Annotated in this window: 16 protein-coding genes; 11 read left to right on the top strand and 5 right to left on the bottom strand. The window is 57.8% G+C overall.

Going from position 1 to position 16,290, the window contains the following annotated elements; genetic code table 11:
- Positions 1-77 precede the first annotated feature (77 nt).
- Positions 78-827: an esterase gene (gene yjfP / locus F3I21_RS18155; protein WP_058759864.1), complete on the top strand. Its 750-nt coding sequence runs from the start codon at positions 78-80 to the stop codon at positions 825-827.
- Positions 828-879: 52 nt separating this feature from the next.
- Here yjfP and F3I21_RS18150 read toward each other — a convergent pair whose 3' ends face one another.
- A complete protein-coding gene (locus F3I21_RS18150; RefSeq protein ID WP_021509751.1) occupies positions 880-1,086 on the bottom strand; it encodes a hypothetical protein in 207 nt (68 codons plus the stop codon).
- Between the two features lie 386 nt (positions 1,087-1,472).
- On the opposite strand from F3I21_RS18150, the gene rpsF reads away from it, so the two are divergent.
- Genes rpsF through rplI form a run of 4 tightly spaced genes read left to right on the top strand, consistent with a single transcriptional unit; the run spans position 1,473 to position 2,913 of the window.
- Positions 1,473-1,868 (top strand): 30S ribosomal protein S6, encoded by a 396-nt coding sequence (gene rpsF / locus F3I21_RS18145; RefSeq protein WP_021509750.1) that lies wholly within the window; start codon positions 1,473-1,475, stop codon positions 1,866-1,868.
- A gap of 6 nt (positions 1,869-1,874) precedes the next feature.
- Complete coding sequence (priB, locus tag F3I21_RS18140) at positions 1,875-2,192, top strand: primosomal replication protein N (RefSeq protein ID WP_031280155.1); 318 nt, start codon at positions 1,875-1,877, stop codon at positions 2,190-2,192.
- A 4-nt stretch (positions 2,193-2,196) separates the two neighbouring features.
- The gene (gene rpsR, locus F3I21_RS18135) at positions 2,197-2,424 is read left to right on the top strand and encodes a 30S ribosomal protein S18 (RefSeq protein WP_000135199.1); all 228 of its coding nucleotides are present in this window, start codon (positions 2,197-2,199) and stop codon (positions 2,422-2,424) included.
- Positions 2,425-2,463: 39 nt separating this feature from the next.
- Complete coding sequence (gene rplI, locus F3I21_RS18130) at positions 2,464-2,913, top strand: 50S ribosomal protein L9 (protein WP_021509748.1); 450 nt, start codon at positions 2,464-2,466, stop codon at positions 2,911-2,913.
- Between the two features lie 55 nt (positions 2,914-2,968).
- Here the strand turns inward: rplI and F3I21_RS18125 are convergent, their stop codons facing one another.
- The gene (locus F3I21_RS18125; protein ID WP_150059483.1) at positions 2,969-3,628 is read right to left on the bottom strand and encodes an OapA family protein; all 660 of its coding nucleotides are present in this window, start codon (positions 3,626-3,628) and stop codon (positions 2,969-2,971) included.
- Between the two features lie 184 nt (positions 3,629-3,812).
- Between F3I21_RS18125 and fklB the strand changes: the two genes are divergently transcribed.
- Positions 3,813-4,433, top strand: a complete 621-nt coding sequence (gene fklB, locus F3I21_RS18120) for an FKBP-type peptidyl-prolyl cis-trans isomerase (protein ID WP_021509746.1) — start codon at positions 3,813-3,815, stop codon at positions 4,431-4,433.
- A gap of 34 nt (positions 4,434-4,467) precedes the next feature.
- On the opposite strand, the gene F3I21_RS18115 is transcribed toward fklB, so the two are convergent.
- Positions 4,468-6,426 carry a bifunctional 2',3'-cyclic-nucleotide 2'-phosphodiesterase/3'-nucleotidase gene (locus tag F3I21_RS18115; protein ID WP_150059482.1) on the bottom strand — a complete coding sequence of 653 codons (1,959 nt, stop codon included), beginning with the start codon at positions 6,424-6,426 and terminating at the stop codon, positions 4,468-4,470.
- A gap of 281 nt (positions 6,427-6,707) precedes the next feature.
- Here F3I21_RS18115 and cysQ point away from each other — a divergent pair, with 281 nt between their 5' ends.
- Positions 6,708-7,454, top strand: a complete 747-nt coding sequence (gene cysQ, locus F3I21_RS18110; RefSeq protein WP_021509744.1) for a 3'(2'),5'-bisphosphate nucleotidase CysQ — start codon at positions 6,708-6,710, stop codon at positions 7,452-7,454.
- Between the two features lie 31 nt (positions 7,455-7,485).
- Here cysQ and F3I21_RS18105 read toward each other — a convergent pair whose 3' ends face one another.
- On the bottom strand, positions 7,486-8,043 hold the full coding sequence (locus F3I21_RS18105) for a YtfJ family protein (protein ID WP_021509743.1): 558 nt from the start codon (positions 8,041-8,043) through the stop codon (positions 7,486-7,488).
- 313 nt (positions 8,044-8,356) lie between these two features.
- Between F3I21_RS18105 and F3I21_RS18100 the strand changes: the two genes are divergently transcribed.
- Entirely contained in the window at positions 8,357-8,563 is a 207-nt protein-coding gene (locus tag F3I21_RS18100) for a DUF1107 domain-containing protein (RefSeq protein ID WP_031280153.1), read from the top strand.
- A 56-nt stretch (positions 8,564-8,619) separates the two neighbouring features.
- Here F3I21_RS18100 and F3I21_RS18095 read toward each other — a convergent pair whose 3' ends face one another.
- Positions 8,620-9,963, bottom strand: coding sequence for a hemolysin family protein (locus F3I21_RS18095; RefSeq protein ID WP_021509741.1), 1,344 nt, complete (start codon positions 9,961-9,963; stop codon positions 8,620-8,622).
- Between the two features lie 454 nt (positions 9,964-10,417).
- Here F3I21_RS18095 and F3I21_RS18090 point away from each other — a divergent pair, with 454 nt between their 5' ends.
- The 3 genes from F3I21_RS18090 to F3I21_RS18080 are packed head-to-tail and all read left to right on the top strand — an operon-like array spanning position 10,418 to position 16,280.
- A complete protein-coding gene (locus F3I21_RS18090; RefSeq protein WP_031280152.1) occupies positions 10,418-12,157 on the top strand; it encodes an autotransporter assembly complex family protein in 1,740 nt (579 codons plus the stop codon).
- A complete protein-coding gene (locus F3I21_RS18085; RefSeq protein ID WP_150059481.1) occupies positions 12,154-15,924 on the top strand; it encodes a translocation/assembly module TamB domain-containing protein in 3,771 nt (1,256 codons plus the stop codon). Before F3I21_RS18090 ends, F3I21_RS18085 begins: the two co-directional genes overlap by 4 nt.
- 2 nt (positions 15,925-15,926) lie before the next feature.
- Positions 15,927-16,280, top strand: a complete 354-nt coding sequence (locus F3I21_RS18080; protein ID WP_031280151.1) for a gamma-glutamylcyclotransferase — start codon at positions 15,927-15,929, stop codon at positions 16,278-16,280.
- Positions 16,281-16,290 lie beyond the last annotated feature (10 nt).

The following is a 16,290-nucleotide window of genomic DNA, read 5'->3' as shown; positions in this document are numbered from 1 at the left end:
TAAATGTGATGTGGCTCGCGTTTTGGCCGGCAGCACGTACACTGAGACCAGTGATAATCATTCTCAACGGAGACGGTATGATTGAGTTGGCAACGGAGAACCTGGCGGGCATTGAGTGTATTCACGCGGCACCGGCCGGACAGCGGCTGGCGCGCCTACCCACCATCCTGTTTTATCACGGATTTACCTCGTCGAAAGAGGTGTACAGCTACTTTGCCGTGGCGCTGGCGCAGGCCGGTTTCCGTGTGGTGATGCCGGATGCAGAGATGCACGGCGCGCGCTACAACGGTGATACCGACGCGCGCATGACGCACTTCTGGGAGATTTTGCGCCAGAACATCGATGAAGTGCCGCTGCTGGAAGCGGTGCTGCGCGACAACGATTGGGTGGCAGATGAGCGTTTCGCTATTGCCGGCGCCTCAATGGGCGGGATGACCGCGTTGGGCGCGATGGCACGCTATCCACACCTGCACAGCGTTGCCTGTCTGATGGGCTCCGGCTACTTCATGCAGCTCAGTCAGACGCTGTTCCCGCCGCTGGTGGCGCACACGCCAGAGCAAAAAGCGGCGTTACAGGCGCGGCTGGCCCCGCTGGCGGCCTACGATCCCTGTCAGCAGCTGGCGCAGCTGGCTAACCGGCCGCTGCTGTTATGGCACGGTGAAGCGGATGAAGTCGTACCGTTTGCCGAAACGGTACGGCTGGAGAAGGCGTTGCGCGAGGCGCAGCTCGACAGCCGGCTCACCTTTCTGGCGGAAAAGCAGATCGGGCACAAAATCACGCCGCCAGCGCTCACCGCGCTGGTCAGTTTCTTTAAACATCATTTGTAAAACGGAACGGGCTAGCGGTGCGGAGCACGCCAGCCCGGGATAACAGGCCGGACTACAGTTGTGACGACAAGCGGTCGGCGGCGCTGGTGTTCGCGCTGACCGGGTTACCGCCTGGCGCATCCAGCCGGTTAACGTAGACATAGCCTGAAGCCGCTTTGCTGCTGTTACTTCTCATCTGCAGCGCCTGGTCAGCGGAGCTGGCAAGAGCGGGGGTAGACAGGAAGAGACCCAGTAAAGTGGCGATAATGACAGCTTTCATAATCGACTCCTCACTCCAGGGATTTCACTCTCAGGCGCGCTGATTAAGCCAAACCGTTGCGCCTGTAGAGAGTTTAGTTCTTCACCAGTACGACGCCAGATCGTCGTGCTGAACGCCTCGTTCAGGGATTTTGAACAATCTCTGACTAACCTGCTGAATCTCAATCCTTAGCACAAAAGGTGTCCCCGCCTGGCACGACAGCGACAATTTGATGAATTGTGCGCTTGAGTTTCCCCGGCGAGGTCAGTATGATTACGCGTCAATTTTTCAGCTGCATTCAGAGGTGTGTTTCATCTTTTGGGTGATTCGCAACCTATAACGTTCCTTGCTTCCGTGGGCCGCAGCTGACCCTGACAGGAGGCTGAATAATCCGTAAGGAGCTATCGATGCGTCATTACGAAATCGTATTTATGGTCCATCCTGACCAGAGCGAGCAGGTTCCGGGCATGATCGAGCGTTACACTGGTGCTATCACTGGTGCACAGGGCACGATCCACCGTCTGGAAGACTGGGGTCGCCGTCAGCTGGCTTACCCGATCAACAAACTGCACAAAGCACACTACGTTCTGCTGAACGTAGAAGCACCGCAGGAAGTGATCGACGAGCTGGAAACTAACTTCCGCTTCAACGACGCCGTTATCCGCAGCATGGTTATGCGCGTTAAGCACGCGGTAACTGAAGCTTCTCCGATGGTTAAAGCGAAAGACGAGCGTCGTGAGCGCCGCGAAGACTTCGCTAACGAATCGGCAGAAGACTCAGATGCTGGGGATTCTGAAGAGTAATCCACGATGACGGCCAATCGGCTGCGCCTGTCTGGTACCGTGTGCAAGACGCCAGTTCGAAAAGTCAGTCCGTCAGGGATTCCTCACTGCCAGTTCGTGCTTGAGCATCGTTCTGTGCAGGAGGAAGCCGGGTTTCACCGGCAAGCCTGGTGTCAGATGCCGGTGATTATCAGCGGCAGCGCCCATCAGGCGATTACTCAACATATAACGGTCGGCACGCAACTCACACTCGAAGGTTTTATTAGCTGCCATCAGGCACGCAATGGCCAGAGCAAACTTGTGTTACATGCCGAGCAGATTGAATTGATAGATTCTGGAGACTAGCCAAATGGCACGTTATTTCCGTCGTCGCAAGTTCTGCCGTTTCACCGCGGAAGGCGTTCAAGAGATCGATTATAAAGATATCGCAACGCTGAAAAACTACATCACTGAAAGCGGCAAGATTGTTCCAAGCCGTATCACCGGTACTCGTGCAAAATACCAGCGTCAGCTGGCTCGTGCTATCAAGCGCGCGCGTTACCTGTCTCTGCTGCCGTACACTGATCGTCATCAGTAATCGGCAACTGTCCATTAACGACTTTAAGAGGATAAGGTAATGCAAGTTATTCTGCTTGATAAAGTAGCAAACCTGGGCAGCCTGGGTGATCAGGTTAACGTTAAAGCGGGCTACGCTCGTAACTTCCTGGTTCCACAGGGTAAAGCTGTTCCTGCTACCAAGAAAAACGTTGAGTTCTTCGAAGCGCGTCGCGCTGAACTGGAAGCCAAACTGGCTGACGTTCTGGCTGCTGCTAACGCACGTGCAGAGAAAATCAATGCACTGGGCACCGTTACTCTCGCGTCTAAAGCAGGCGACGAAGGTAAACTGTTCGGTTCCATCGGTACCCGCGACATCGCTGATGCAGTTACTGCAGCTGGCGTTGAAGTGGCGAAGAGCGAAGTTCGCCTGCCAAACGGCGTTCTGCGCACCACCGGTGAGCACGAAGTTGACTTCCAGGTTCACAGCGAAGTATTCGCGAAACTGGTTGTGAATGTAGTAGCTGAGTAATTTTTTACTTGGTTTGAAAGCGCCGGCCTTGTGCCGGCGTTTTTGTTTCTGTCGCTTACTGTGCGCGGATAAAGCTGCCGTCCGGCTGGCGGGTAAACAACACCGGACCGTTACTGCTCTCGACCGTTAAGCCGGTCACCACGCCCTGCGCGTTCTGACGGATCTTCACCTGCTGACCACTCTGCAGCGCGCTCAGCGGCTGCCCATCGCCTTCCACCCGCGCCATGGCAAACACATCATTGACCGGCAGATTGTTGTCACGGAACAGCTGTGCCAGCGTCTGGCCCGAGGCCACGGTATAGCTGTGCCATTCGCCCTGGGCATCACTCTTTGGCGTCGTATTCTGCGGCGGCTGCGTATTGTTATCGTAGATTTCCGCCTGCATCGGCACCTCTTTGCCACTGCTCTCTGCCGGACGTTCCACCGGATACTGCGGCGTGCTGGCAGGCCAGAGAAACGCCAGCAGCATCACCAGCAGGGCAATAACGATACCGCGTCGGTGCAGCGGCGGCAGCGGATCCATCCAGCGTACGTTATCCAGCAGATGCCAGATGCGCTGCAGCACAGCGGGTATACGCGACGGGGTTTCAGAAGCCATTCTTTCCTCCTCCTCGCTGGCGGTCGTGACGCGCCTGTCAGGCAGCCAGCGTTGCAACCGGGAAAATAAGGTACGCGGTGCGCGCGTCCTGCGACGTCGTGGGGCGATTTGGCCCATGGATGCTCTCTTGTTCTATAGTATGGGCAAAGCGGGCGCGAAGTGCCTGCCAGCATTGAAAAATTTGACCTGCATATTGTTTCTCTTTCCCCGGGAAATGTCATCCGCGGCGCGCGAGATTTTACGCCAGCCGCCTGCGCTGTTATGCTGCCGGTTCTATTTTCTCCGGGATTAAGGAAACAAGATGACGACCCCTTCATTTGACAGCGTCGAATCACAAGCAAGTTACGGTATCGGTTTACAGGTTGGTCAGCAGCTGCAAGAGTCTGGACTGCAGGGTCTGCAGCCAGAAGCGCTGCTTGCGGGCCTGCGCGACGCGCTGGAAGGGAACTCACCGGCAGTTCCGGTTGACGTGGTACACCGTGCGCTGCGTGAAGTCCACGAGCGTGCCGAAGGCGTACGTCGTGAGCGCGTCGAAGCCATGGCGGCCGAAGGTCAGCAGTTCCTCGAGCAGAATGCACAGCGTGAAGGCGTGAGCAGCACCGAATCCGGCCTGCAGTTCAGCGTCATCACCCAGGGCGATGGTCCAATCCCATCACGTCAGGATCGCGTACGCGTGCACTACACCGGTAAGCTGATTGACGGCACCGTGTTTGATAGCTCCGTTGCCCGTGGCGAACCGGCTGAATTCCCGGTCAGCGGCGTGATTGCTGGCTGGATTGAAGCGCTGACCCTGATGCCGGTAGGCTCGAAGTGGGAGCTGGCCATTCCGCACAATCTCGCTTACGGCGAGCGCGGCGCGGGTGCCTCTATCCCGCCATTCAGCACCCTGATTTTCGAAGTCGAGCTGCTGGAAATCCTGTAATAAACAGCGGGCGCCGTGTCTGGCGCCCCTGTCACTACTTCTTCTCTGCCTGCTTCTGTAAATCCACCTGCCAGATTGCAAAGCCCGTTTCATCACTGCCGACGGCTTTCATCGGATAATCAGCATACTTCTCAATAAACTGCGTGGCTTTTGCGCCCGGCGCGGTCTCAAAGCGAATATCCAGTGGCGTTGCGCTGGCGATCGGTGCCAGCCGCCAGTTGTGATCGGCCTGTGGCTGCACCGCGCCGTGGGTGCGGGTTTCTCTGCTGATGTAGGCGGCCACCACCGAGCGGTTCTCATCCGGCGAAGCAAAGGCAACATACTGCTCGCCGGTACCGGCAAATTTGCCGCCCCAGGCACGGTAATTATTGGTGGCAACGAGGAAGGTCGCTTTGGGGTCGATCGGTTTGCCCTGCCAGCGCAGATCCTGAATACGTGATGCCGCCGGGTTAATCAGCTGGCATTCGGCGTCGTAGCGCGCCGGTTGCGTCACATCGATCTGATACTGCACGCCGTCGATCACATCAAAATTGTAGGTGCGGAAATCCCAGTTGATCAGCGACTGCGGCTGACGACGATGCACGTCGATTTGATTAAACTGCGCCGCCGAGCACTCCAGCCACTCTTTCACCTGTGCGCCGCTGATTTTCATCACCACCAGCGTATTCGGGTAGAGATAGAGATCGGCGGCATTACGGAAGGTGAGATCGCCTTTTTCCACTTCAACGTAGCTGGCCGGATCGTTCTTACGGCCGCCGGCTTTAAACGGTGCCGCTGCCGAGAGCACCGGTAAGCGGCCCAGATCGGGATCGCCCTGAATGAAGCGTTCGACGTAAGCACGCTGCGCATTATTGACGATCTGCACGGTGGGATCGTCCTGCACCAGCGACAGGTAGCTGTACATCACATCCGCCGACTTGCCGATCGGTTTTGCCACAAACTCACGCGTGGCGCGATGATCGTCGGCCAGCACTTTGACCAGATCGGCATCTTCCGCCGCCAGCGATTTTTTCGCCACCGCATCGTAAACGGGCCGTGCTTCGGCTTTACCCTGGGTCACCTGCCAGTTGCCGCCGTCATTTTTCAGCACCAGGTCAACCACGCCGAGATGATCGCCCCACATGCCGGGCATCACCGCCGGTACGCCGTTAAGCGTGCCCTGAGCGATATCCGCGCCTTTAATCGCCGCAAACTCTTTGCCGGGAAACACCGCGTGCGCATGGCCGAACATGATGGCATTGATACCTGGCACCTGACTGAGGTAATACACCGAGTTTTCCGCCATGGCATGGTACGGCTCACTGCTCAGACCGGAGTGCGGAATAGCGATGATTATTTCAGCACCTTTTGCGCGCATTTCCGGCACATAGCGCTTCGCTGTCTCGGTGATGTCATCAACGCGCACTTTACCCTGCAGATTGTTGCGATCCCACACCATAATCTGCGGTGGTACGAAGCCGATATAGCCGATTTTCAGCGTATGCGGCTTGCCGTCGCTGTCTTTTACCGCGGTTTCTTTAATTAAATAGGGGGTAAACAGCGGCTTGCCACTGGTTTCATCGATAACGTTGGCGTTGATGTAGGGAAAACGTGCCCCGGCAATCGCCTGCTGCAGATAGGGCAGGCCGTAGTTAAATTCGTGGTTGCCCAGATTGCCCACCGAGTAATCCAGCGTATTAAGGGCTTTATACACCGGATGGATTTCTCCCGGCTGCAGGCCTTTGGCCGCCATGTAATCGCCCAGCGGGCTGCCCTGAATAATGTCGCCGTTATCCACCAGCACGCTGTTTGCTACTTCGCCGCGCGCCTGCTGGATGAGCGTGGCGGTGCGCACCAGACCAAACTTTTCGGTCGGCGTGTCTTTGTAGTAATCGAAATCCATCATGTTGCTGTGCAGATCGGTGGTTTCCAGAATGCGTAAATCCACCGTGGCAGCCTGTACCGTGGCGGCTGCAACGCACAGTGCCAGTAACGACATGCTCGCTTTGAACATGGCTTGCTCCTTGTTCGCTTTAATGGGCCTCTCAAAATAATGTAAAACCATGACGAATTATCATTTCAATTTGTGATGGGGCTCGGGATTTTGCCTCTTTTCTGCGCAAGCTGTCGGAGTGCCGGCCATTCAGCATTGCGCCATAGCCGCCACGAGCGAACTATGATATTGATAATCAAAGCGAATACGCGTAGCTGCGGCTGTCACAGCGCAGCTGCTAAAATATCTGGAGACGGGCTGCCGGGGTTTCAGCGGCAGCATCAGCCGAAATGAGGTGAACAATGTTAGATAAAATTTGCCAGCTGGCGCGAAGCGCGGGCGATGCCATTATGCAGGTCTACGATGGCGCACAACCGCTGGACGTGACGCGTAAATCGGATGATTCACCGGTCACGGCGGCCGATCTGGCGGCACATCAGGTTATCGTGCAGGGCTTAGCAGCGCTGACGCCTGACGTGCCGGTGCTGTCGGAAGAGGATCCACCCGGCTGGGATGTGCGTCAGCACTGGCAGCAATACTGGCTGGTCGATCCGCTCGACGGCACCAAAGAGTTCATCAAGCGTAACGGCGAGTTTACGGTCAATATCGCGCTGATTGAGCACGGCAAACCGGTGCTGGGCGTGGTGTACGCGCCGGCGCTGGGGGTGATGTATTCTGCGGCCGAAGGCAAAGCGTGGAAAGAAGAGGGCGGCCACACCACGCAGATCCACGTACGTGAAGCGCGACCGCTGCTGGTGGTGGTGAGCCGTTCGCACGCCGATAAAGACGAAGAGCTGAAAGAGTATCTGACCCAGCTGGGCGAGCACCAGACCACCGCTATCGGCTCCTCGCTCAAGTTCTGCCTGGTGGCAGAGGGCAAGGCGCAGCTCTATCCGCGCTTCGGGCCGACCAATATATGGGATACCGGTGCCGGCCATGCGGTGGCGATTGCCGCTGGCGCACACGTGCATGACTGGCAGGGCAAAACCCTCGACTACGCGCCGCGCGAGTCGTTCCTGAATCCGGGCTTCCGCGTCTCGCTGTTCTGATACGCTATGCGCGCCACCCGCTGTGGCGCAATCACGCCTGCAGCAGCTGATGGATCAGTTTCATCGCCTGCTGCACTTCATCCTGCGTCAGCGGACCGTCTTTGGCGTAACGCACATGTCCGGTGTTATCCAGAATCACAATCGCCGAACCGCCTTTCTCCAGCTGCCACGCCTTGCGCGCGTTGCCATTGCTGTCGACAATGAACTGCGACCACGGATACTGCTGTTTATTGCTCTCAATGCTGCTGCGCACAAACATCCCGGTGCCGGGAATGGCATCATCGGTATTGACCACCGTGGTGGTCTGATAGCGGTCGTGCGGCAGCTGGGCGGCTTTGATGGCTTCAATCAGCGCGGCGTTCTGTTCTTTGGCTGACGAGCGTCCGGCAATATGCAGGATGACCCGCACTTTGCCGCTCAGCTGGGCGCTGTTCCAGGGCTGGTAGCGAAACTTCTCCTGCTGATACAGCAGTTCTCCTTTGTCGTTAACGCCGACTGCCGGTACGCGCTCGCCAACCTTAAACGCGTGGGCTGAGGCAAGACTGGGCAGCAGCAGCGCCAGGGCTATCACGGAATGTGCCAAACGCATGGTAATGCTCCTTAGTGATCCGACCAGTTATTCATGTTTTTGCAATATTAGGCGTGGATGATGCGCCTGTCGCGATGAGATAGCAGCTTTGTAACCCATGCCACAATTCCTTAACCAATGAAGGTTTATACTGGATTTTGTGATCGTTATGACAGAGTTCTCTGTAATGATGTGTCAATTCAGTAAAAAATCCATTTTTTCGGAACATCGGCAAGGAATCATGTTCTATAGTTATGCCTCATTTGCGCTTCAAGGGCTCGTACCGAATTTGGCAACGGCGAAGCGTATTACATCTGTTCAGGAGTTAAACAGCATGAAGATCTTCCAGCGCTATAATCCGCTGCAAATTGCGAAATATGTAAAGACGCTATTTAAAGGAAGGTTGTACATCAAGGATGTTGGCGCGTTTGAGTTCGACAAAGGCAAAGTCATGTTGCCGCGCGTCAAGGATAAACAGCACCTTAGCGTGATGTCAGAAATCAACCGCCAGGTGCTGCGGCTGCAAGCCGAGTACAACTAAGCAAAAGAAAGGGCGCCGCTGGCGCCCTGAATCTTTCTGTAACCGCACGATCACTGCTACGCGGCAGGCCCTTCAGACTCATCCAGCGTACTCTTCGACACATTCAGCACCGGCGGGCGGTCATCAATGCGCGTCACCAGCAGCTGGTCGATGCGATAGCTGTCGATATCCACCACCTCAAATTTGTAGCCGGAGAATTTGACGAAATCGGTGCGTTTGGGGATCTTACGCAGCATATACATCATAAAGCCGCCGATGGTCTCGTAGTTGCCGGACTGCGGGAACTCGTCGATATCCAGCACGCGCATTACGTCATCAATCGGCGTACCGCCTTCCACCAGCCAGGAGTTCTCGTCACGCGCCACAATCTGCTCTTCCAGCCCCTGGCCGACCAGATCGCCCATCAGCGTGGTCATCACGTCGTTAAGCGTGATAATCCCGACCACCAGCGCATATTCATTCATGATCACCGCGAAGTCTTCGCCGGCGGTTTTAAAACTCTCCAGCGCCTCTGACAGCGTCAGCGTATCCGGCACAATCAGCGCCGAACGAATCTGCACGCCGCTGTTGAGCGTCATGCTCTGGTTGCCCAGCACGCGCAGCAGCAGCTCTTTGGAATCTACGTAACCGACGATATGGTCGATATCGCCGTCGCACACCAGAAACTTCGAATGCGGGTGTTGCGCGATTTTGGTTTTCAGGCTGGTTTCGTCTTCGTGCAGATCGAACCACACGATGTTTTCACGCGAGGTCATGGACGAAGGCACGGTGCGTGATTCCAGCTCAAACACGTTCTCGATCAGCTCGTGCTCCTGCTTGCGCAGCACGCCGGCCAGCGCGCCCGCTTCTACCACCGCGTAAATGTCATCCGAGGTGATGTCATCTTTACGCACCATCGGCAGCTTAAAGATGCGAAAGAACACGTTGGCCAGGCCATTGAACAGCCAGACCAGCGGGCGGAAAACCAGCAGGCAGAAGCGCATCGGATTGATGATGCGCAGCGCGATGGCTTCCGGCGCGATCATGCCGACGCGTTTTGGCGTCAGGTCGGCAAACAGAATAAACAGGCTGGTGACGATGGTGAAGGAGCAGATAAAGCTGAGCTGATCCGCCAGTTCCGGCTCCATAAAACGGTTGAACAGGCTGCTGAAGGCGGGCGAAAACGCCGCATCGCCGACGATACCGCCGAGAATCGCGACGGCGTTGAGGCCAATCTGTACCACGGTGAAGAACATGCCAGGCTGTTCCTGCATCTTCAGCACGCGCTGCGCGTTGATGTTGCCTTCATCGGCCAGCAGTTTCAGTTTGATCTTGCGGGCAGCCGCCAGCGAGATCTCCGACAGAGAAAAAAATGAACTGATTACGATCAGTAAAAGAATGACAAGCAGGCTATCAAGCATAAAAGATCCGTTGGGTTAATCACTTGTCATTTTTGGCCTGGGCAGCGCGAAGAGGCGTACATCCGGTACTTACCCGTCAAACAGGGCTATCCGTGCCAAAAATGTCTGCGCCAGTTCGACAAAGTCACGTTAACGTCGGGGCAGAAATGCGTGCAGGCGAGGCCTGCTGGTCGCTGATTATAGCAGCAGCGCTATTGCTGCCGCCAGCGGCGTGATTGGCCGGCTCGGATTAATCCGAGTGGCGGCTGGCGGTGCGCAGAAGTGCGGCTTCGTTGTTGTATCGGTACGCACATTTACCGACAATAGCAGTCGATTTGGCTTAGCGGCCGTTTTTACGCAGCCGCTCGCAAAAAAGAGCGGCTATGCTGATGGGTATGCAAGGTGTGGTGATACCCTTTCCACCAGAGTTAACGCCCCTGCGGAATAGGGGCAGGCATTATTAACAGGAGTACGCGTGCCGCGATTTCATGCTTATTGCTTGGCCAGTCTGCTGCTTGCCGCACCTGCTGTTGAGGCAGCCAAAGTGCGACTGCAGCTGGAAGGCCTGACCGGGGAGTTACAGAAAAACGTCAGGGCGCGCTTGTCCACTATCGGCAGTGACGAGGTGTCGAACGACGGCCGTTTCCAGGCGCGCGTGGCTGCCGCGATCAAAGAAGGCCTGCGCGCGCTGGGCTATTACGAGCCGCAGATCGACTTTGAATCACGCCCGGCACCGCCGCAGGGGGGCCGTCCGGTGCTGATTGCCCGCGTCACCGCCGGTGAGCCGGTGAAGATTGGCGGCAGCACCATCGTGGTGGAAGGCGCCGCAAAAGACGATCCTGATTATCAGGCGTGGGTGAAGCAGGGCAGGCCGAAAGTCGGCAGCCAGCTCAATCACGGCGACTACGATAAATTCAAAAACGGCTTCTCCAGCCTGGCGCTGCGTAATGGTTACTTCGACGGTGACTTTAAGCAGAGCCAGCTTGGTGTCTCGGTAGAACGGCGCTTAGCGTTCTGGGATATCGACTACGACAGCGGCCCGCGCTATCGCTTCGGCGATGTCAGCTTTGAAGGCTCGCAAATCAATGAAGCCTATCTGCGCAACCTGGTGCCGTTCAAAAAGGGCGATCCCTACAGCTCACGCGATTTGGCCGAACTCAATCGTCGCCTCTCCGCCACCGGCTGGTTTAATTCTGTCGTCGTGGCACCCGAGTTCGATAAAGGGCGCCAGACCAAAGTGCTGCCGCTCAGCGCCGCCGTGTCGCCGCGCGTGGAGAACACCATCGAAGCCGGTGTCGGTTACTCGACGGACGTCGGACCGCGGCTGAAAGGCACGTGGAAAAAGCCGTGGATCAACGACAGCGGCCACAGCCTGACCTCCAGCGCCTATATCTCCGCGCCGGAGCAGCAGCTTGATCTCAGCTATAAAGTGCCGCTGCTGAAAAGTCCGCTGGAGCAGTACTACACCTTCTCCGGCGGCCTGAAACGCACCGATCTCAACGACACCAAATCGGACACCACCACGCTGGCGATGTCGCGTAACTGGGACAGCAGCTCCGGCTGGCAGCGCGCGGTTAACCTGCGCTGGAGTCTCGACCACTTTACTCAGGGCAGCGTCACCAACACCACCATGCTGCTCTATCCGGGCGTCAGCCTGAACCGCACCCGTTCGCGCGGCGGCCTGATGCCGACCTGGGGCGATTCACAGCGCTATTCGGTAGACGTGTCGGACACCACCTGGGGCTCGGACGTCGACTTCCTGATCCTGCAGGCGCAGAACGTGTGGATCCGCACGCTGGGCGAGAAGCATCGCTTTGTGGCGCGCGGTAACCTTGGCTGGATTGAAACCAACGACTTTGAAAAAGTCCCGCCCGATCTGCGCTTCTTCGCCGGCGGTGACCGCAGCATTCGCGGTTACAAATACAAAGATATCTCGCCGCGCGATGACGAAGGCAAACTGACCGGTGCTTCAAAGCTGGCCACCGGCTCGCTTGAGTATCAATACAATGTTTCTGGCAAATGGTGGGGCGCGGTATTCGTCGACTCCGGTGAAGCGGTCAACGACATCAAGCAGAGTAATGTTAAAACCGGTGCAGGCTTCGGCGTGCGCTGGTCTTCTCCGGTAGGGCCGATCAAGTTTGATATCGCGCGCCCGATTGGTGACGACAAGGAGCATGGATTGCAATTTTATGTAGGACTGGGGCCTGAACTATGAAGCTGTGGAAAAAGGTCCTGATCGGTATCGGTATTTTCCTGCTGGTGCTGTTGGCCAGCGTGGCGTTTCTGGTGGGCACCACGCCCGGATTGCATCTGTTGTTTAAAGGTGCCGATCGCTGGGTGCCGGGCCTGTCGATTAACAAGGTGGAAGGCGGCTGGCGCGATCTGACGCTGAGCGGCGTGAAGTACCAGATGCCGGGCGTCAGCGTGGATGCCGGGCGCTTCCATCTGGCGCTCAACCTCAACTGCCTGCTGCACTCCTCGGTGTGCGTGAACGATATCGCGCTGCAGGATGTCAGCGTGGTGGTCGACAGCAAAAAAATGACGCCCGCCAGTGCGCCGCCGCCGGAAGAGGAGAGCGGCAGCAGCAATCTCAGCACGCCATACCCGATTACCCTGAGCCGGGTCAGCCTGCATAACATCAACGTCAAAGTCGATGACACCGCCATTTCGCTGCTCGACTTCACCAGTGGCCTGCAGTGGCAGGATCGCGCGCTGACGCTCAACACCACCCATATCCAGAGCCTGCTGATCGCGCTGCCGAAGGCGGCGAAAGTGGCGGAGGAACAGGTGGTGCAGCCTAAAGTGCAGCAGCCGCAGCCGGATGAGAAACCGCTGGGCGAAACGCTGCAGGCGATGTTTGCCGAGCCGCTGCTGCCGGCACTGCCGGATTTCCAGCTGCCGCTCGACATCGACGTGCAGCAGCTGTTGGGTGAGCAGTTGCGCATCACCGGCGATACGGACGTGGCGATTACGCGTCTGCTGCTGAAAGCCAAAACTACCGACCGGCATGTGCAGCTGGAGACCTTTGACGTCGACTCGCCGCAGGGACAGATCAACGCCAGCGGCGATGCCCGGCTGGCGGATAACTGGCCGGTCAATTTTGTGCTCAACGGCGCGCTGAATCTCGATCCGATTAAAGGCGAGAAGATCAAACTGAACCTCGCCGGGGCGATGCGCGACGAGCTGAAGCTGGGCCTGAACCTCTCTGGGCCGGTGCGTGCCCAGCTGGACGCCGCCGCACAGCCGGCGGTTGCCGGTCTGCCGCTATCGCTCAAACTCACCAGCCCGCAGCTGCGCTGGCCGCTGACCGGTCCGGTGCAGTATCAGGCGGATAATCTCGACTACCAGTTCAGCGGTAAAGCCACCGACTACGTGATGTCGCTGCGCACTGCGGTGAAGGGCGAAGCGATGCCGCCGGCCACCATTACGCTGGACGGTAAAGGCAACGTGCAGCAGTTCAGCCTGGATAAACTGCGCGTGGCGGCGCTGCAGGGCAACATTGACCTCAGCGCGCTGGTGGACTGGAGCAAAGCCATCAGCTGGCGTAGCGAACTGACGCTGGCGGGCATCAATACAGCTAAACAGTATCCTGACTGGCCGGCGAAGCTCGACGGTAAAATCACCACGCGCGGTAGCCTGTACGGCGGTAGCTGGCAGCTCAGCGTGCCGCAGCTGGCGCTGAAGGGCAATGTGAAACAGAACGCGGTGAGCGCCGAAGGCTCGCTGACCGGCAACAGTTACAACCAGTGGAAAATCCCCGGCATTGACATCGCGCTGGGGCGCAACCATCTCGACGTGAAGGGCGAACTGGGCGACGCGCTAAATCTCGACGCCAGTGTCGATGCGCCGCATCTGGATAACGCGCTGCCGGGCCTCGGCGGCGTAGCCAAAGGCACTATAAAGGCGCGCGGTACGCTGCAGGCGCCCCAGCTGCTGGCCGATCTTACCGCCAGCGGCCTGCGCTGGCAGCAGTTGCAGATCCGCCGTGTTACGCTGCAGAGCGATGTGAAATCCAGCGATCAGGTCGCCGGTAAACTGCAGCTGCGCGTAGAGCAGCTACAGCAGGACGCGTTTAAGATCGGCCTGCTGACGCTCAACGCCGACGGTAACGAGAAGCAGCACCAGCTGAAACTCAACGTGCAGGGCGAGCCGGTCTCCGGCCAGCTGGCGCTCAACGGCAGCTTTGACCGCCAGACGCAGCGCTGGCAGGGCAATCTCAACAATACGCGTTTTGACACGCCGGTGGGCGAATGGCGCCTGACGCGCGCGATGACGATTGACTACCTGAACAGCAAACAGAGCGCCACCATCGGGCCGCACTGCTGGCAAAACCCTAACGCGCAGCTGTGCGTGCCAGAGCCGATCGAGGCCGGAGCCAGCGGCCATGCGCATGTGGTGCTGAACCGCTTCGATCTGGCGATGATCAAGCCGTTCCTCACCGATGCCACCCAGCTGAACGGCGTGTTCAGCGGTGATGCGCGCGTGAACTGGACCGCCGACGGCGCGCTGCCGACCGGCACGGTGTCGCTTAAAGGAAACGGCGTAAAAGTGGTGCAGGATGTGCAGGGGAATAACCTGCCGATCGCCTTCGACACGCTCAACCTGAATGCGGCGCTGCGTAACGGACGCGCGCAGCTCGACTGGCTGATTCACATCGTGAATAACGGTCAGCTGAGCGGCAACGTGCAGATCGCCGATCCGGAGAATCGCCGCCAGCTGTCAGGCAACATCGGCATCAGCAACATTTCACTGGCGATGCTCAACCCGGCGCTGATGCAGGGCGAGAAGATCAAAGGCAACCTCAACAGCAATCTGCGTCTCGGCGGCACGCTGCAGCAGCCGCAGATCTTTGGTCAGCTGGGGCTGAGCGATGTTGATGTGGATGGCAGCTTTATGCCGGTCGATCTCACCTCGGCTAATCTCAACCTGGTGTTTAACGGCATGAGTTCCACGCTCAACGGCCTGATCCAGACGCAGCAGGGTAACCTCAATCTGGGCGGCAACGCGGACTGGAGCCAGCTGGATAACTGGCGCGCGCGCGTTACTGCGCAGGGCAGCCGTATTCGCGTTACCGTTCCGCCGATGGTGCGGATGGACGTTTCGCCGGACCTGGCGTTTGAAGCCACACCGGCGGCGTTCAACCTTGACGGCAAGGTTGATATTCCGTGGGCGCGCATCACGGTGCAGGAAGTGCCGGAGAGCGCTACCGGCGTGTCGTCGGATGAGGTGATGCTGGATGAGAACCTCAAGCCGATTCAGCCGAAAACTGCCGCAATCCCAATCAACAGCAATCTGGTGATCCACGTCGGCAACGATGTGCGCCTCTCGGCCTTTGGCCTGAAAGCGCGCCTCAACGGCGATCTCAAACTGGTGCAGGATAAAACCGGCCTGGGCTTAAACGGACAAATCAATATTCCTTCCGGCCGTTTCCACGCGTATGGTCAGGATCTGATTGTGCGTAAAGGCGAGCTGCAGTTCGCCGGTCCGCCGGATCAGCCGTACGTCAACCTGGAGGCGATTCGTAACCCGGAAGCCACCGAGGATGATGTGACAGCCGGTCTGCGCGTCACCGGGCTGGCCGACGAGCCGAAGGTGGAGGTCTTCTCCGACCCGGCGATGTCGCAGCAGGAGGCGCTGTCTTACCTGTTACGCGGTCAGGGACTCAGCAGCGATGGCGACAGCAACGCCTTAACCTCGGCGCTGGTTGGACTGGGGGTTGCACAAAGTGGTCAGGTTATGGGTAAAATCGGCGAGACCTTCGGCGTCAGTAACCTTGCGCTTGATACCACCGGTGTCGGCGACAGCCAGCAGGTGCAGGTGAGTGGTTATGTGCTGCCGGGTCTGCAGGTAAAATACGGTGTTGGCATATTTGATTCACTGGCGACGCTCACTTTGCGTTATCGCCTGATGCCCAAACTCTATTTGGAAGCCGTGTCGGGTCTCGATCAGGCACTGGATTTGCTCTATCAGTTTGAGTTTTAGCAATGCGAATAATTGTCTACGGCAGTTTACGGCGCAAACAGGGAAATAGTCATTGGATGACCAATGCGCAATGGCTCGGCGACCATCAGATTGAAGGGTTTGCGCTCTACAATCTCGGTCACTATCCGGGCGTGGTTGAGGGGGACGGCACGGTGTACTGCGAAGTGTATCGCATCGATGCCAGCACCCTCGGCGAGCTGGATGCCTTGCGCAGCAAGAACGGCGAGTATAAGCGCCAGCTGATCCAGACGCCCTATGGCAGCGCCTGGCTGTACGTGTATCAGCGTTCGATTGCCGGTCGCACCCGCATCGCGAGTGGCGACTGGTTACGGCGCGATGACGCCGCAGAAGCGTAAATAAAAACAC

Source organism: Pantoea sp. B_9, assembly GCF_008632015.1.
Lineage (GTDB): Bacteria > Pseudomonadota > Gammaproteobacteria > Enterobacterales > Enterobacteriaceae > Pantoea > Pantoea dispersa.
The sequence above is the reverse complement of the archived record's forward strand: the minus strand, read 5'-3'. Positions and strand labels throughout refer to the sequence as shown.

What these genes read in the sequence shown, in the direction of transcription:
- yjfP (WP_058759864.1), top strand. Translation starts at nt 78, where the DNA reads ATGATTGAGTTGGCAACGGAGAACCTGGCGGGCATTGAGTGTATTCAC.
- F3I21_RS18150 (WP_021509751.1), bottom strand. Translation starts at nt 1,086, where the DNA reads ATGAAAGCTGTCATTATCGCCACTTTACTGGGTCTCTTCCTGTCTACC.
- rpsF (WP_021509750.1), top strand. Translation starts at nt 1,473, where the DNA reads ATGCGTCATTACGAAATCGTATTTATGGTCCATCCTGACCAGAGCGAG.
- priB (WP_031280155.1), top strand. Translation starts at nt 1,875, where the DNA reads ATGACGGCCAATCGGCTGCGCCTGTCTGGTACCGTGTGCAAGACGCCA.
- rpsR (WP_000135199.1), top strand. Translation starts at nt 2,197, where the DNA reads ATGGCACGTTATTTCCGTCGTCGCAAGTTCTGCCGTTTCACCGCGGAA.
- rplI (WP_021509748.1), top strand. Translation starts at nt 2,464, where the DNA reads ATGCAAGTTATTCTGCTTGATAAAGTAGCAAACCTGGGCAGCCTGGGT.
- F3I21_RS18125 (WP_150059483.1), bottom strand. Translation starts at nt 3,628, where the DNA reads ATGGGCCAAATCGCCCCACGACGTCGCAGGACGCGCGCACCGCGTACC.
- fklB (WP_021509746.1), top strand. Translation starts at nt 3,813, where the DNA reads ATGACGACCCCTTCATTTGACAGCGTCGAATCACAAGCAAGTTACGGT.
- F3I21_RS18115 (WP_150059482.1), bottom strand. Translation starts at nt 6,426, where the DNA reads ATGTTCAAAGCGAGCATGTCGTTACTGGCACTGTGCGTTGCAGCCGCC.
- cysQ (WP_021509744.1), top strand. Translation starts at nt 6,708, where the DNA reads ATGTTAGATAAAATTTGCCAGCTGGCGCGAAGCGCGGGCGATGCCATT.
- F3I21_RS18105 (WP_021509743.1), bottom strand. Translation starts at nt 8,043, where the DNA reads ATGCGTTTGGCACATTCCGTGATAGCCCTGGCGCTGCTGCTGCCCAGT.
- F3I21_RS18100 (WP_031280153.1), top strand. Translation starts at nt 8,357, where the DNA reads ATGAAGATCTTCCAGCGCTATAATCCGCTGCAAATTGCGAAATATGTA.
- F3I21_RS18095 (WP_021509741.1), bottom strand. Translation starts at nt 9,963, where the DNA reads ATGCTTGATAGCCTGCTTGTCATTCTTTTACTGATCGTAATCAGTTCA.
- F3I21_RS18085 (WP_150059481.1), top strand. Translation starts at nt 12,154, where the DNA reads ATGAAGCTGTGGAAAAAGGTCCTGATCGGTATCGGTATTTTCCTGCTG.
- F3I21_RS18080 (WP_031280151.1), top strand. Translation starts at nt 15,927, where the DNA reads ATGCGAATAATTGTCTACGGCAGTTTACGGCGCAAACAGGGAAATAGT.